Here is a 16917-nt window from a genome sequence, read left to right on the forward strand (position 1 = left end):
TGATTACATTTTACAACAAAAAGGATCACTTTGGATTATTTTTTTATAGGTTCAACTTCATTTTACAACTAATTTTTATATAATTTTATAAGTTTAATAAAATTAGCTTGAAAGATAAAAACTAAGGCATAAAATAAATTTATATGATATAATTTAACTCAAATATTGGAAAAAGTTTTATTTATAAAATTTAAACACATAGGCATCAATGGGAGGAATAAATGTCAAAGGTCTATTTTACTGATTTTAGAACATCGCTCAATGAAAATGTCCCCCAAAAGCTATTAAGACTCATAAAAAAAGCAGGGATTGAAGATATAGATTTCAATAAAAAATTTGCAGCCATAAAAATACACTTTGGAGAGCCGGGAAATTTAGCATTTTTAAGACCGAATTTTGCCAAGGTGGTAGCAGACGAAGTAAAAGCACTTGGAGGCAATCCGTTTTTGACTGATTGTAACACACTTTATGTAGGTAGACGTAAAAATGCACTAGAACATTTAGAGTCTGCTCAGGAAAATGGATTCAGTCCATTATCTACAGGCTGTCAAATGATAATAGCAGACGGGCTAAAAGGCACAGACGAAACTTATGTAAAAATATCAGGAGAAAATATCAAGCATATCAAAGAGGCTAAAATAGGTACAGCTGTAATGGATGCAGATATAGTTATTTCTTTAAATCACTTTAAAGGACATGAGTCTGCCGGATTTGGCGGAGCTATAAAAAATATAGGCATGGGTTGTGGCTCAAGAGCCGGTAAAATGGAGATGCACTATTCAGGCAAGCCTGTAGTAAAAACAAAATATTGTGTGCGATGTAGAATGTGCTTTAAAAATTGTGCCTTTGGTGCGATTTCTTTTCCTGCACCTGAGAAAAAGGCTGAAATTAATCAAGATAAATGCGTAGGCTGCGGACGATGTATAGGTAGCTGTAACTTTGATGCTATTTCACCAAAAAATGACAGCAGCAACCTTTTACTAAATGAAAAAATGGCAGAATACTCTCTAGCAGTATTACAAAATAGACCAAGCTTTCATATAAATATTATCAATAATGTATCACCATATTGTGATTGTCATGCAGAAAATGATGCGGCAATAGTGCCGGATATCGGTATGCTTGCCTTCTTTGACCCGGTAGCACTTGACATGGCGTGTGCAGATTTGGTAAATAAGGCGACCCCTATACCAAACAGTGCACTGGGTGAAAGTAAACGGGATTTACATGACCATTTCAAAAATATCTTCCCCGACACAGATTGGATGAGCTGCTTAACCCATGCAGAAAAAATTGGTGTCGGAGAAATTAAATATGAATTAGTACAAATATAATGATATAAATTTTATATAAAAGCTCTAGCAAAAGGCATGTACTACCTTTACTAGAGCTTTAAATAATAACTACTTAATATTACAACTAATGCGTTTTCAATCATTATGATTTTTTAATAAATTTTATACTAAAAGAATGTATATATAATATTTGGGTATATAAAAAAAATAACTTTAACTTGGGAGTAAAAATGGATATTAAAGGTCAAATTGCAGTTGTAGCCAATCAACTGGAAGAAAACTACAAAAAACAAGGGATTTTTGAAATAGAAATAGGTCAAAAATTCCCTAAAAGGTCAGAAGTTATAGATATAATAAATGAGTCAAGGAGAATAATTTTCCCCGGTTTTTTCGGTAGTGAAAATACGGCATATATAAATCTAAACCACTTTGCCTCTCTTGTTTTGTCAAATGTATATGAAAAACTATTCAAACAAATCAGAGTAGCTTTCATGTTTGCAAAAAGAGGTGAAAATTTAACAAATATAGACAGTGAGGCAGAAAAAATAGCATCACAGTTTATAGAGCAAATCCCAAGAATACAAAATACGATTTTTAAAGATGTTGAGGCTATGTTGGATGGAGACCCTGCCGCAGGGAGCAAGGAAGATGTAATATTTTCTTACCCAGGAATTTATGCACTATTTGTATACAGATTGGCACATATTTTGTATAAATTAGATGTTCCTTATATTCCAAGAATAATGACAGAGCACGCTCATAGCAAGACAGGAATAGACATAAATCCAGGTGCTCAAATAGGTGAATATATAGCCATAGACCATGGCACAGGTATTGTAATTGGAGAAACAACAATAATCGGAGACCATGTAAAAATATATCAAGGGGTTACACTAGGTGCATTATCTACAATGAAAGGGCAGGCACTGTCAGGTATAAAAAGACACCCTACCATTGAAGATTATGTAGTGATATATGCCAATGCAACCATACTTGGCGGAAATACGATTATAGGTAAAAATTCTGTAATTGCAGGTAATACTTTCGTGACAGAGTCAGTACCGGAAAATTCAAAAGTGTCAAGCAATATACCTGAAATTAATTTAACTCAGGTGTGTAAAAATTATAAAGCTTAGCAAACATTTATTGTAGCTATTGACAAATGTTAATTAATGTTAAACTATTTATAATAAAAAGGTGAAATTATGTCAGATATTAAACAAAGTGCACTAGAATTAGTAGGTAAAACACCAATACTTGAAAGCCATAGATATACAGAAAATCTAGGAGAAAATGCAGGAAAAATATTTGTAAAACTTGAATATTTAAATCCGGCAGGCTCAGTAAAAGACAGAGTAGCTCTATCAATGATTGAAGACGCAGAAAAAAGCGGAAAATTAAAACAAGGCGGCACAATCATAGAGCCAACAAGCGGTAATACTGGAATAGGCTTAGCAATGGTAGCAGCAGCAAAAGGCTACAAGGCAATCCTTACATTACCTGATACGATGAGTGTAGAAAGACGTAATATGCTAAAGGCATACGGAGCTCAGCTTGTTTTGACAGAAGGTACAAAAGGCATGAAAGGTGCTATAGCAAAAGCTGAAGAAATCCAAAAAGAAACAGAAAATTCTATTGTTTTAGGGCAATTTGTAAACACGGCAAATCCGGCAGCTCATAAAAAAACTACAGGACCGGAAATATGGGAGCAGATGGACGGAAAAATAGATATTTTTGTAGCTACTGTTGGTACAGGTGGCACACTTACAGGTACAGGAAAATTTTTAAAAGAAAAAAATCCAAGTATCAAAGTAGTAGCAGTAGAACCAAAAGATAGTGCAGTATTATCAGGAGGACAACCGGGTTCTCACAAAATACAGGGCATAGGTGCAGGATTTATACCTGAGGTACTTGACACAAGTGTATATGATGAAATAATCACAGTAGAAAATGATGATGCCTTTAAAGAAGGCAGAGACTTCTCTCACAAAGAAGGAATTCTAACAGGTATTTCCGGAGGAGCAGCCCTAAAAGCAGCAACTCAGTTGGCTCAAAGACCTGAAAATGCCGGCAAAAATATAGTAGTAATATTACCTGACTCAGGCGATAGATATTTATCTACACCATTATTTGCAGAAGAATAAAAAATTATAAAATGAATTACAAAAAGAGCCGTGGAATTTATTTTCCATGGCTCTTTTAAAATTTTTGTTATAATATTCCTAGTGCTGAAAAAACAATAGCTAATACAAATGTAACACCAATTAAAACTGTTGGATTAGCATTTTTTTTTTCAAAAGGTAATACATTAAAAATGTGTAAACAACAGGTAGAAAATTAGGAATTATTTTGTCTAACAAATCACTTTGAATTTTTACTACATTACCAGCAGCAGTCGTAATTTCAGAAAGGACATCTATGTTAACGTAGCTGGCAATAAGACCGCCTATAACAGTCACACCGAGAATAGTTGCAGCTCTTGAAATCTTTGCGGATTGTTCATTGGTAAAGTCAAGAGCTTTAACTCCTAACTTGTAACCTAAATTTGCTAGAGGTATTCTACATAAGAATATTACCAAATATACAATGAAAAATATAATTGGACCTAAAGCATTACCCTCCATTGCAAGAGAAGATGTGATACCTGCAACGATTGGTAGGATTGTAAACCAAAATAACGCATAACCTATACCTGCGATTGGTCCAAATAGACCTAGCTTAATACAATTAATTGTTTCAAATTTTTCATCTTTAATAAAAGAGTAAGACTAATGTTTCAAGACAAAGCAGGATTTGGACGAATAAACAAACCAAAGTATTGTTGGTGTAACGAGTAAATCCGACCAACAGTGCCATGCCATCACATAAGACAATACATATATGTGTACGCAGCAGTAGAACCAAAGACAGGAGAAAATTTCTTTTTAATATGTATGCTACAATTTTCAAAGTAATTTAGTATAAATTATAAAAATAAAAACAGCTATAAGATTTTTGTAAAATCCATAGCTGTATTTTAGTACAATTATAATTTATTGCAATCAAGTTTCATTAGATTATTTTCTTGGATAGTTAAAAAGAAAAATCTAAATTTAAATGATATAAAAATATTTTATTTTCCAGCAATCTTTTTAGATTTTTCTATTACTGCGTCTACTGCATCTATTACAGAGGCTCTAAAGCCTTTTTCTTCAAGCACTTTTACGCCCTCTATAGTTGTGCCTGCTGGGGAGCATACCGCATCTTTTAGTGCTGCTGGGTGAGTTTTTGTGTCCAAATATAATTTTGCACTGCCTAGGATAGTTTGTGCTGCCAATTCGTATGCGTCAGCTCTTTTTAGTCCTCCTAATACTCCTGCATCTGCAAGTGACTCAATAAACATAAATATAAACGCAGGAGAGCTGCTGCTTACAGCTCCTACTGCATCAAGGTAGCTTTCGTCCATTGTCATGACTTTACCTACGGCTGCAAAAATATTTTCTACTGATTTTTTTTCTTCTTCGTTGAAATTTTTGCCAAAGGCTATTACCGACATTCCTTCGCCAACAAGGGCAGGGGTGTTTGGCATTACTCTTGCGATTTTTAATTCCTCTGAGCCAAGGGAAGCTATTAAATCTTCTAATTTTATACCTACTGCTATGGAAACAAAAATTTGGTTTTTATTAACAGCATTTTTTATTTCATTTAAAACCTTTTTTATTATATTAGGTTTAACTGCAAATAATATTAGCTCACTATTTTTGGCTATTTCTAAATTATCTGTCGTGGTATCAATGTCAAATTGTTCTTTTATTTTTTTTAATGAATTCTCGTCTTTATCGGATATTAGTATTTCGTTTTTTTTGTATAAATTTGATTTTATTATACCTGAAAGTATTGCACTGCCCATATTACCTGAGCCTATAATCCCTATTTTTTTCATCTTTACTCCTAAAGTCCTCTAACTAAAGTATAATTTGATGTTCCTTTAAAAATATTTATTATTGCATCTTTATGTTTTCCGTTGGTTATTACTAGATTGCAGCCATACTGAGTAACTTTTTTAGCTGCATCGATTTTTGTTTGCATTCCGCCAGTTCCGAATGAGCCTTTTTCACCTATGCTAATTTTGCTTTCAAAGCTTACAATGTCATTGATATCGTCAAATAAAACAGCATCTTCAAACTGATGTGGGTTTTTGTCATATATGCCGTCTATATCTGATAATAATATGTCTAAATCTGCCCCCCAAAGGACTGATACATGGGCAGACAGCATATCGTTATCGCCGATTTTTATCTCTTCTACGCTGACGGTGTCGTTTTCATTTATTACCGGTATTACTCCTTCGTCTATCAGTGTAAATAAGGTGTTTCTTATGTTAAGATTTCTTTTTTGGTCTTTTAAATCATCCTTTGTGAGCAATATTTGTGCGACATGAAGATTTTCTTGCAAAAATATTCTTCTGTATTCTCCCATCAGCTCTACTTGTCCTATTGCACAAAGTGCCTGCTTGTAGTTGATGTCCTCTTTTCTTGACCACTTATTGATGGAAGAAACTCCAGCCATCCTTGCACCGGAGGATACTATTACAACTTTTTTATCCATATCAATAAGCTCTTTTACTTGGTCTCTTAGATTAGTCAAAAATTCTGTATCAACCTTGCCATCTTTACTGGTAAGTGTGGAAGAACCGATTTTGATTACAATTTTTTTGGCAGAATTGATTAATTCTTGTTTTGATTTTTTTTCTGTATTATTTTCCATTTTTGCCTCTCAATTTATCTTATTTGTCCGTTGCCAATAATAATATATTTTTTAGATACCAATTCGTTTAAGCCGATTGGACCTCTTGCATGAATTTTTTGTGTGGAAATGCCCATTTCTCCGCCAAAACCAAATTCTCCTCCGTCTGTAAATCTAGTGGAGGCATTGACATATACTGCTGCTGCATCAACTTTGTTTTGGAATAATAAAGCATTGTTGATATCCTTAGTAACTATTGCCTCAGAATGTTTTGTGCCGTAGGTGTTTATGTGGGCTATGGCATCGTCAATATTTTCTACTATTTTTACACCAAGAATGTAGTCAAGGTATTCAAAACCCCATTCTTCTTCTTGGATTTGTTTTGTATCTGGGAGGATTTTATTTGCTTTTTCATCTGTCCTTATTTCAAGCTGGTCTTTTGTATCGTTTTGGAGTTTTTTGAGCAGCTCATCAGCTACGGATTTATGGACTAGGATTTTTTCTATTGCGTTGCATACGCCTACTCTTTGTAGTTTTGCATTTTTTATTATTTTTAGTGCCATATCAAGGTCTGCTGTTTCGTCTACATAGACGTGATTATTTCCTTCGCCTGTTTGAAGTGTCGGTATTGTTGCCTCTTTTATTACTCTTTGTATTAGGCTATGTCCGCCTCTTGGTATTGCTAAGTCTACTAGATAATTTGATGTTATTATTTCATTTACGATGTCTCTGTCGGTATCCTTAACTAGATGGATTACATCTGTTGGTATGTCGGATTTTTCTAAGCCATCAATGATTGCATTTTCTATAGCAATATTTGAATTTAATGAGTTTGATGAGCCTCTAAGTATCACTGCATTTCCGGATTTAAGTGCTAGAGCAAAGGCATCTACGGTGACATTCGGTCTTGACTCATATATTATTGCGATTATACCAATTGGTACAGTTATTCTAGTTAATCTTAAACCGTTAGGCAAAGTGTCGGTATAGTCGGATTTGCCTATGGGGTCAGGCAGGGAGATAATAGTTTGTATAGACTCTATCATGCCGTCAATTCTTTTTTCATCAAGGTATAATCTGTCTAAAAGTCCTTTAGACATACCTGATTTTTCGGCATCCTCCATATCTATTTTGTTAGCTGCTACAATTTTAGCTTTATTTTTTTCAAGAGCTTTTGCAACTAATTTTAGAGCTTTATTTTTTTGAAGAGTATTTGAAGTTGCCAAAACTTCTTGAGCTTTTTTTATTTGCTTTTCATATTTGTTTAAATATCCCATTTTTACCTCGAATTCAATACTCAAAGATTAGAAATTATTTGAATGTAATTTTATAAATTATACTACATTTTTAAAATAATTAAAATCACTAATTTAGTAGAATTTCAAACAAAAATGAAAATTATTTTTTTATTAAATTTTTATATTGAAATTAAAATATAACTAATAATTTATTGCTATTAGCTAGTAATAATATAAAAAATAATAGCATAATTTTAACAAAAATGATTATTGACATAAATTTTTTATTATTAGATACTTTATATGTTGGGAGGTGCAGAATGTATCATTCAAGATGGAGAGGAAGTCACAAAGAGTCTGGATATAAGTATGGTGACATACTCTATTCTCATGGTAAAAATATAGATTTACATAAATTAGTTAATGATGAAAAATTAAGTTATGCAAATAATGTCTATGAAATATAATATTATCCTGAGATTATATATGAAATACAAGGGTTTTCTGATGGATTAAGAGAAAATTTTGAGGATGTTTTTGCTTTTTTATCATCAATGTACGTTTTTACATTTGATAATTACTGTTCTTGTATAGGCATAAGCAATGACAAAGGTGTATTTTTAGCGAGAGATAGTGATTTTAATAGAAATATTGAGAAATTGAGATTGGTTCATCACAAAATATTATAATTGCGGACTCAAATGGAGATATCTTATTAGCAGAATTAAATTCTAGAGAAAAATATTTTGAGCAAATTTCAAGAGGGCAATTATATCGAACTAATCATTTTACTTCAGAACAGATGGAAATAGAATAAATCGGTAACGTTAGTTTATTTTCTAAAGCTTAAGTGAATACCTGCTTTACTAACGAATAAAAAAATAAATAACACTTTTATATTATCAAATTTTGGGAATAAATAAACAAATAACGTCACAATCGTTTAATATGGAGGTAGCTAAATGTTAGATGAGAAAATCACTTATGAAAAAGAGAAATATCAAGACTTCAAAGTGTCTGAGCTTGGTGTTAGATTAGCGAGAATGCAAAGAATTTGTGAAAGCCTTAAAATACCGGTACTAATAATAGTAGAAGGCTGGGAGTCATCAGGCAGAGGCTATGTGATAAATGATTTGGTTAGAGAATTAAACAGAAAATTTGTTGACGTAGATGTATTCAACAATCAAAGTGACGAAGAAAGAAAATACCCGTTTTTAAGAGATTTTTGGATTAAAATACCAAGAAAAGGCTACTTGAAAATATTTGACAGGAGTTTTTACTATGACCTGATGAACGATTTGGAAATGGGTAAATCTGAGTTAAAAACAAAGATAGAATTTATTAATTCATTTGAAAAAGCTTTATACGATGACAAAACAGTGGTAATAAAATATTTTCTTGACGTATCACAAAAAGAACAAAAATCTAGAATGGAGGCGCTGGAAAACTCTGATTTAAAGTCGTTTTATATAGATATGTATGATAAAGAGCAAAATAAAAATTATGATACCTACAAGGCTCAATTTTCAAAGATTATAGAAAAAACAAATACTGATTATGCTAAATGGCACGTAATAAATGCAGAAGACGAAAAATACGCCTCAAAAGAAACACTTGGGATTGCATTAGAAGAAATTGAAAAAGGCATAGAACGAGTATCGACCCACAGAGAAAATGGAGTAAGGTTCCAAAGAGATTATAAGGCGAAAAATAAACCATTAAATGATTTGGATTTGACAAAAAAATTATCCGATAAAGAATATGATGCAATATTAAAAGATTTGGAAAAAGAAGTCGCCTCTACTGTAGTAAGATTTCACAAGGAAAATATCCCTACAATGCTAGTATTTGAAGGAATGGATGCGGCGGGCAAGGACGGAGCAATAGCTAGACTAATAAGATATGTAGACCCAAGACTTTACACAGTACACGCCATATCAGCACCTGATGAATCGGAAAATGCTAGAAACTATCTTTGGAGATTTTACAATAGGATGCCCCAAGATGGCAAAATGGGGATTTTCTCCAGGTCATGGTATGGCAGAGTAATGGTTGAAAGAGTAGAAGGCTTTGCATCTGACAATGAATGGGAAAGAGCTTATGGCGAGATGCTTGACATGGAAAAACAATTTTATGAACATGGAGGTTTAATATTAAAGTATTTCGTAGTAATTGATAAAGACATACAGCTTGAAAGATTTCAAGACAGAGAAAATGACGTTGACAAGCAGTATAAAATCACTGAAGAGGACTGGAGAAATAGAGACAAATGGGATAAATATCTAGAGGCGGAAAATGAAATGATAGACCGCACAAATGTTCAATATGCTCCATGGATATTAGTAGAGGGCAACGATAAAAAATATGCAAGAATAAAAGTAATAAAAGAATTTTTGAATAGAGCTGAAAAGTTTTTAAAAGATAAAGAAAAATAAATAGAAATCAAAAAAGCCTGCCAATTTTATAATAATTGAGCAGGCTTTTTAACTAATTACTTTAAATGGAAAGATTTTATGATATAATATTGCCCAAGAGAAAAGTAATACAGTAGGTTTGCTCCAATCTAAAAAAGATTGGGGGTGAGTTGTATGTCAAAATATGAAGTTATAACAACAGTTATAATGCTAGTAGAATTGATGCTACAAATCATTGCCCTTTTTCAAGAAAAGAAAAAGTAAGCAGAAAAAAACCGCTGTATTCGCACTACAACGGTTTTTAAATTTTAAAAATTGACTGTAGGAGCAAACCGATAAGGTTTACTTTTCTCTTTTTATTATATCACAAAAATAAAAATTTACAACAAAACAAATAATAATTTATATTTCGTGCAATTGTAAAACTACTAAAAATAATATATAATTGTAGCTAACTTTTTAAAATTTATATCTTTTAAACACGAGGAGGAAACATGATACCTATTTCTGAAAAAGCTAAGAACGTAACTCCGGCTATAACCTTGCAGCTTGGTGCAATGGTAAAACAAATGAAAGCAGAGGGGCAAAAAATCACAAATCTGACTTTGGGCGAGCCGGATTTTAATACGCCACAAAAGGCAAAGCAAAGAGCAATTGATGCAATAGAAAATAATATTACAAGATATGACTTAGCCAGCGGAAACATGGAGCTAAAAAAAGCCATAGCTGAAAAGATGAAAAAGGACCATGACCTCACCTATACACCTGAGCAAATAGTAGTAGCAAATGGTGCAAAACAAGCGTTATTAAATTCTATGCTTACCTGTATAAATCCGGGCGATGAAGTGCTTATCCCTACACCATGCTGGGTTAGTTATCCTGAGATGGCCAAATTGATTGGGGCAGTGCCGGTTTTTGTGGAAACAAAAAAAGAAAATTCATTTAAAATGACAGTGGAAGATGCTAAAAAATATATAACTGACAAGACAAGAATGGCAATAATTACAAACCCTAATAATCCAACCGGTGCAGTTTTTTCAAAAGACGAGCTTATGGCATTGTGTGATTATTTGACAAAAAAAGACATAGTAATTTTAAGCGATGAAATTTACGAAAAAATGTGCTATGACTTTGACTTTGTAAGTGCAGCCTCACTTAGTCAAGAAATATTTGAAAACACAATCGTAGTAAACGGACTTAGTAAATCAGGAGCTATGACCGGCTGGCGAGTAGGCTACTGTTGTGCACCGACAGTAGAGCTGGGAAAAACTATAGGCTCAATACAATCAAATACAACAGCTCATGCTTGCACAATATCTCAGCAGGCAGCAATATCAGTCTTAAAAGAATGTGAAGAAGACACAAAAATGATGGCTGAGCAGTACAAAAAAAGACGTGATATGATAGTAGACTACTTTGAAAAATGGGGACTACTTGATATAGTTAAGCCACAGGGAGCTTTTTACGCATTTATAAATATTGAACCACTTAAAGACAAAATAAAATTTGAAGGCTCTTACTCTGCATTTTTCTGCAAAGATATTTTAGAAAAACAAAAAGTAGCCTTTGTGCCGGGAAGTGGATTTTACAAGGAAGATTATATAAGACTAAGCTACGCAGCTAGCGAACAAGAAATCATGGAAGGTCTAAATAAGCTTAAAGCCTACGCTAAGAGCCTATAATATAAAAAGAGAAAAAATATGAACAGATTTTTTTTAAAAGAACAAGCAGATGCTATAAATAAAATAATAGATAAAACGGACATCTCCCATTTAAAAAATGTGCTACGAATAAGAGCCGGAGAGCTAGTAGAGGTAGTGGACTTACTTGGTGAAGAATACATCATGAAAATCAAGACTGTAAATTCTGATTGCGTTGAGCTAACAATAGAAGAAAAGCTTGACATAAAAAGAGAAACAAGTATTGACATAACAGTATACCAAGGCATACCAAAAGGTACAAGGATGGAATATGTAATACAAAAACTTACAGAAATTGGAGTAAAAAAAATAGTACCTGTTAAAATGACGAGATGTGTAAAAGACGAAATAAATCCATCAAAAATGCAAAGATATGCCGCAATAATTAAAGAGGCGGCAATGCAGTCAAAAAGGCTTATAATTCCGGAGCTTGAGTATCCAATGAACTTTGACGAAATGCTGGAAACCATGAAAAGTAATCAACAAAATGTCGTTTTTTATGAAAATGAACAAAATAAAGGCATAAAAGATTATGTAAAGCAGTTTCCATCAGTTAAATCCCTAGGCATAGTAATCGGTCCTGAAGGCGGAATTGATGACAGCGAAATAGAAAAATTAAAACAAGCAAATTTAGAAATATTAAGCCTAGGAAACAGGATACTTCGTACAGAAACAGCAGGACTGATTGCGTCAGCAATTTTTATACACGAATATGATGAAAATTTTTAATAGTATTAATTTTTTTAATCAGAGGTTTGAAATGAAAAGAAATGGCAAAAAAGTTCTTAGCTTATTATTGATTTCAGCGACAATGCTTTTGGCAAAAACAGGTGATATCTCTGCTGCTAATAATATATCACTGATGATAGACGCCACGAGAGTTTACTCAGACGTAGCACCTTATATTAAAAATAGTAGAACCATGGTGCCTCTAAGAGTAATTTCTGAAAATCTTGGAGCTGAAGTGAATTGGGACCCAAATATCAGGCAGGCAATAGTACAGATGCCATCCACAGGAGTTAATTTGGTTTTCCCAGTTAACCAATATATTTATTACAAAAACGGCAACTCTTATAATTTAGATGCACCTGCGGAAATAGCATCAGGCAGGACAATGGTTCCGTTTAGAGTTATCGCTGAGGCTTTTGATAGAGATGTGCAGTGGGATAGCTCCACAAGGTCAGTTATTATAGGCAGTGGAAATAGTAAGAATAATGTAAATAATGTAGCTAACAATGCACAAAACACTAAGAAAATAAACCAAGTTCCTAAAAATGCGGATTATAAAGAATATACAGCGATTACAGGAGAAACTATAAAAGGAAAATTCATATCCAACTCAGATAAATTCATAGAAATAATGAATGAATACAGAGTATCAAAAGGACTTTCTCAGGTAAAACATTCAAAAGAAATGGACGAATACGCAAAGGTTAGATGTATAGAAACAGCTATAAGGCTTAAAAAAGGTCTAGGACTTTCTCACTCAAGACTTGATGGTAGTCCTGAAAAATTTATTGGACAAGGCGGAGAAAATCTTGCCGCAGGTAACACAACAGAAGATGCAATCTTTAACCAATGGAAAAAATCTCCCGGACATAATGCACATATGCTGCATAATTTTTCATCAAATGCAGGTTATGGGTTTGCGACCTTTGAATTTGAAGGAGATTATGGAGCTTGCTCCGTATTACCATCAATGCACTTAGATTTAAATGATATGCCTAAATATACATGGGATGAGTACGAAAATGGCACAGTAGTGACTAGGACACCCGGTAACAATAAAAAACCAAGCCAAGCTCAGCCAATACAAAAGCCTGAACAAAAACAAGATACTAATCAGCAAAAAGAACAGCAGCAAACTGAAAACAAAGCTTGGTACAATGAATTACAAAGCGAGAAAGCGACAAGCGTCTACAATCAAAATGTGCCTTATGGTGGACGTATGGACGTATGTGGCAAAGACCCTAGTATATATTTAAGAAGTGATGGTACCTTTGACTACGAAGTGCACTTCAGGTCAGATACTAATTATGCACAAGATTTCTTTGCAAAGTATAAAGCCTTATCACTTGATGAGAAAAAAAGACTATACAGACAAAGAGATGCTGAAGCAAGGAGAAAAGCCGAAGAGTTAAAACAAGAAGAAGAAAGCTTTAAAAAGCTAGAGGAGCAAAGAAAACAAGAGCAACAAAAGCAAGCTGAAACTGAGAAATTAGCAGAGCAACAAAAGCAAGCCGAAACTCAAAATACTCCATCTGTTTCAAATAACTCAACAAATTCACTATATAACGTTGAAGAAAACATAGCTTGGTACAACGAGCTGATGCAAAACAAAGACAATAGCTATATTTACCAAAAAGAACCATCAAGCGTTGGATTTTTGGTATATGAAGGCAAACTTAGAATTTATTTATCAAGTGATGGTAGTTTAGTGCGTTCTTTATCAAGTGGAGCATATACATCTGAAATAATAGACGAGGCTAGAAGTTACGATGCACTCCCAATATCTCAGAAAAAAGCTATATACAACAGCCTAGAAGAAACATATAAAAATAAGTAAAGGTAAAACGAGGTATAAATAAAACAAAAACTCTTAAAACCATTTTGATTTTTTGGTATTAAGAGTTTTTTAAAATAATTTTGATTATTTGATTAGGAGAAAAATGCAAAACAAGACATTTGCCACATATACATTAGGCTGCAAGGTCAATCAGTATGAGACCAACGCAGTTGAAGAAGTTTTTATAGAAGATGGATTTACACTTACAGATTTTGATGAAAAAGCTGATGTGTATATAATTAACACCTGCACAGTCACAGCCATGTCAGATAAAAAATCAAGACAGATTATCAGACGTGCAAAAAAACAAAATAAAAATTCCCTAGTAGTAGTCATAGGTTGCTATAGTCAGATATCACCGGATGAAGTAGCTAAAATAGAGGACGTAAATCTTGTGATGGGAACAAGCAATAAAAAAGGAATTTTGCAAGAGGTAAAAAAGCTTAAACTAACAGATAAAGTCATAAAAGTAAACAGCTTAAAAGACGAAAATGAGTTTGAAAACCTAGACACCAAGGCTCATAGCAAAAACCAAAGAGCCTTTTTAAAAATACAAGACGGTTGCGACAGATATTGCTCATACTGCATCATACCATATACAAGAGGCAAGGTAAGAAGTAGAAGAAAAGATGACATACTCAAAGAAATAGAAGAATTATCAAAAAATGATTATAAAGAAGTAGTTTTAACAGGCATACACGTTGCATCTTACGGAAAAGATTTTAGATTAAAAAGTCTTAAAGAGCAAGAAAATGTAAATGATATCAACGAAAATTATTTACTTGACGTCATAGAAAGCATAGCACAAAATGACGGCATAAAAAGAATTAGAATAGGTTCGCTTGAGCCGGTAATAATCACAGATAATTTTTTAGAAAAATTGACAAAAATAGAAAAGTTTTGCCCACATTTTCACCTTTCATTGCAAAGTGGATGCGATGAAACACTTTCTAGGATGAATAGACGCTACACCACAGAGGAATATGAAGAGTCAGTTAATAAAATTAGAAAATATTTTGACAATCCAGCCATAACCACAGATGTGATAGTAGGTTTCCCCGGAGAAACTGAAGAAGAATTTAATAAGACCTTTGACTATCTTAAAAAAATAAAATTATACCAAATGCACATCTTCCCATTTTCAAGACGTTCAGGCACTAAAGCCCACGATATGCCAAATCAGATACCTGAGCAGATTAAGCATACAAGAGTTGAAATATTAAAAAAGCTTGATGAGCAAAATAGAGACTCTTTTGAAAACAATATGATTGGAAAAATTGAGCAGGTACTATTTGAGCAAAGAGCTGGAGAATATTTTGAAGGGCATACAAAAAATTATGTGAAGCTGTATATGAAAACCGAACAAGATTTATCAGGTATATTACAAAATGTGTTAATATATGAAAAAATTGACGACCGGCTCATTTGTAAAAAATAGACCGATTTTTTGTAAAACCTCTTTAAATTATTAAATTGATGTGCAATTCCTTGACTTTTATAGCAAAAAAATATATTATGTTTCTAAGGAAATTGATTTCATATTTTATATATGCAATCAAAAATTTAAATCATTAGCTTGGATTTAATTCCAAGCTTTACATATATCACTGTATTAATATATAGCCTGTAACAATAAACACCTATAAAATAATTTAATTTATAGAAATAATGTCATCTTTAGGAAAGAAGGGATTATATTGTACGTTGCAGAATTTCACCCCAACTATCAAACAGTAGACGACGTAATGATGGTTGCTAGAACATTTGATGCAGCAAGCTCCATATCCTATATAGTAAACACTATGTTTACTGAGAATGTGGAATTTTTCATACTTACCAAGGACGATTTATTGGCAGGAGTAGTAACAAAAAAAGACCTGATAAAAAATTTGGTGATTGACAAAGTAGGCACACAAGGTCAAGTATCAGACATTATGACAAAAATGCCAAACGTATTGTATGTTAAATCTGATGTTAACATTGCGATTGCAACAGGAAAGCTTATACAAAATGATGTAGGTTTTTTACCGGTGGTCGAGGAGCTGCCTGAAGGACTAAAGGTAGTAGGCGTATTTTGTGAAAGCATTGTAACTAGATTATACTTAGAAATGTTTTATTCTTAGGAGAAAATATGAATAGCTTAGATATTTTCATTTTATCAGACTCCTTGGGAAACACAGCCGAACATATATGCAAGGCTGCTGTAGCTCAATTTGAGACACTTGATTATAAAATTCGTAAATTTTCTCATGTAAAGTCGGATGAGGAATTGCATGAAATATTTGAAGACGTACTGAGTAGACAGACTGTTGTGGTATTGTATACGATAGTATCGGAAGAACTAATAAATTCAGTTAAGGAATTTGCTGAGAAAAACAAAATTATAGCAATAGACTTGCTTTCACCAATTACAAACAGTATTACAAAGCTTACAAAGCTAGAACCATTAGAAAAACCGGGAATGCTTAGACAGCTAAACGATTTATACTTTAAAAGAGTTGAGTCAATGGAATTTGCCGTTAAATATGATGATGGCAAAGACAATAGAGGAGTTTTACAAGCAGATTTAGTAATAATAGGTATATCGAGGACATCGAAAACACCGCTTTCAATGTACCTTGCTAATAAAAATATAAAGGTTGCAAACATTCCACTGGTGCCGGAAGCATCTGTACCAAAGGAATTGTTTGAAATCTCAAGTAAAAAAATTGTTGGACTTACAAATTCACCGGAAAAATTAAACCATATCAGAGTTGAAAGACTTAACGCCTTGGGACTTCCAAACGGCTCAAAATATGCGGATATGTCGAGAATTTTAGAAGAAATTGATTTTGCAGAAGGTATAATGAGAAAAATTGGTTGCCCAATAATCAATGTTGAAAATAAGGCAATAGAAGAAACTGCAGAGCTAATCATTACTTACCTTAAAAAGAGTGGGGTAAAAATTTATAACGATTAACAAATTTAAAGTTAAAATAT

Annotated in this window: 16 protein-coding genes; 12 read left to right on the forward strand and 4 right to left on the reverse strand. The window is 33.0% G+C overall.

From position 1 onward, the window contains the following. Positions 1 to 221 precede the first annotated feature (221 nt). The 3 genes from BBG48_RS06740 (at position 222) to cysK (ending at position 3439) form a co-directional block, all read left to right on the forward strand. A complete protein-coding gene (locus BBG48_RS06740) occupies positions 222 to 1334 on the forward strand; it encodes a DUF362 domain-containing protein (RefSeq protein ID WP_068914062.1) in 1113 nt (370 codons plus the stop codon). A 191-nt stretch (positions 1335 to 1525) separates the two neighbouring features. Further along, positions 1526 to 2431: a serine O-acetyltransferase gene (locus BBG48_RS06745; protein WP_068914063.1), complete on the forward strand. Its 906-nt coding sequence runs from the start codon at positions 1526 to 1528 to the stop codon at positions 2429 to 2431. Between the two features lie 69 nt (positions 2432 to 2500). Next, entirely contained in the window at positions 2501 to 3439 is a 939-nt protein-coding gene (gene cysK / locus BBG48_RS06750) for a cysteine synthase A (RefSeq protein ID WP_068914064.1), read from the forward strand. A gap of 120 nt (positions 3440 to 3559) precedes the next feature. On the opposite strand, the gene BBG48_RS06755 is transcribed toward cysK, so the two are convergent. From BBG48_RS06755 to BBG48_RS06770, 4 genes are all read right to left on the reverse strand, one after another. Further along, entirely contained in the window at positions 3560 to 4051 is a 492-nt protein-coding gene (locus BBG48_RS06755) for a PTS system mannose/fructose/sorbose family transporter subunit IID (RefSeq protein WP_308593690.1), read from the reverse strand. A 356-nt stretch (positions 4052 to 4407) separates the two neighbouring features. Further along, positions 4408 to 5217, reverse strand: a complete 810-nt coding sequence (proC, locus tag BBG48_RS06760; RefSeq protein ID WP_068914066.1) for a pyrroline-5-carboxylate reductase — start codon at positions 5215 to 5217, stop codon at positions 4408 to 4410. An 8-nt stretch (positions 5218 to 5225) separates the two neighbouring features. Beyond that, entirely contained in the window at positions 5226 to 6041 is an 816-nt protein-coding gene (proB, locus tag BBG48_RS06765) for a glutamate 5-kinase (RefSeq protein ID WP_068914067.1), read from the reverse strand. A 14-nt stretch (positions 6042 to 6055) separates the two neighbouring features. Then, positions 6056 to 7297, reverse strand: a complete 1242-nt coding sequence (locus BBG48_RS06770; protein ID WP_068914068.1) for a glutamate-5-semialdehyde dehydrogenase — start codon at positions 7295 to 7297, stop codon at positions 6056 to 6058. Positions 7298 to 7578: 281 nt separating this feature from the next. On the opposite strand from BBG48_RS06770, the gene BBG48_RS11000 reads away from it, so the two are divergent. The 9 genes from BBG48_RS11000 (at position 7579) to BBG48_RS06810 (ending at position 16897) form a co-directional block, all read left to right on the forward strand. After that, positions 7579 to 7725: a hypothetical protein gene (locus BBG48_RS11000; RefSeq protein WP_158527913.1), complete on the forward strand. Its 147-nt coding sequence runs from the start codon at positions 7579 to 7581 to the stop codon at positions 7723 to 7725. 197 nt (positions 7726 to 7922) lie between these two features. Continuing rightward, positions 7923 to 8075, forward strand: coding sequence for a carcinine hydrolase/isopenicillin-N N-acyltransferase family protein (locus BBG48_RS11590; RefSeq protein WP_408608354.1), 153 nt, complete (start codon positions 7923 to 7925; stop codon positions 8073 to 8075). Positions 8076 to 8220: 145 nt separating this feature from the next. Beyond that, positions 8221 to 9693 (forward strand): hypothetical protein, encoded by a 1473-nt coding sequence (locus BBG48_RS06780; RefSeq protein WP_068914069.1) that lies wholly within the window; start codon positions 8221 to 8223, stop codon positions 9691 to 9693. A gap of 473 nt (positions 9694 to 10166) precedes the next feature. Beyond that, the gene (locus tag BBG48_RS06785; RefSeq protein WP_068914070.1) at positions 10167 to 11354 is read left to right on the forward strand and encodes a pyridoxal phosphate-dependent aminotransferase; all 1188 of its coding nucleotides are present in this window, start codon (positions 10167 to 10169) and stop codon (positions 11352 to 11354) included. An 18-nt stretch (positions 11355 to 11372) separates the two neighbouring features. Then, positions 11373 to 12101, forward strand: coding sequence for an RsmE family RNA methyltransferase (locus BBG48_RS06790; protein ID WP_068914071.1), 729 nt, complete (start codon positions 11373 to 11375; stop codon positions 12099 to 12101). A 31-nt stretch (positions 12102 to 12132) separates the two neighbouring features. Then, on the forward strand, positions 12133 to 13938 hold the full coding sequence (locus tag BBG48_RS06795; RefSeq protein ID WP_158527914.1) for a stalk domain-containing protein: 1806 nt from the start codon (positions 12133 to 12135) through the stop codon (positions 13936 to 13938). A 103-nt stretch (positions 13939 to 14041) separates the two neighbouring features. After that, entirely contained in the window at positions 14042 to 15376 is a 1335-nt protein-coding gene (gene mtaB / locus BBG48_RS06800; RefSeq protein WP_068914073.1) for a tRNA (N(6)-L-threonylcarbamoyladenosine(37)-C(2))-methylthiotransferase MtaB, read from the forward strand. 259 nt (positions 15377 to 15635) lie between these two features. Next, on the forward strand, positions 15636 to 16061 hold the full coding sequence (locus BBG48_RS06805; RefSeq protein ID WP_068914074.1) for a CBS domain-containing protein: 426 nt from the start codon (positions 15636 to 15638) through the stop codon (positions 16059 to 16061). Between the two features lie 8 nt (positions 16062 to 16069). Beyond that, complete coding sequence (locus BBG48_RS06810; RefSeq protein ID WP_068914075.1) at positions 16070 to 16897, forward strand: pyruvate, water dikinase regulatory protein; 828 nt, start codon at positions 16070 to 16072, stop codon at positions 16895 to 16897. The last annotated feature ends 20 nt before the right edge of the window (positions 16898 to 16917 follow it).

Origin of the sequence: Criibacterium bergeronii (assembly GCF_001693775.2) — a bacterium.
GTDB classification, from domain to species: Bacteria; Bacillota; Clostridia; order Peptostreptococcales; family Filifactoraceae; genus Peptoanaerobacter; species Peptoanaerobacter bergeronii.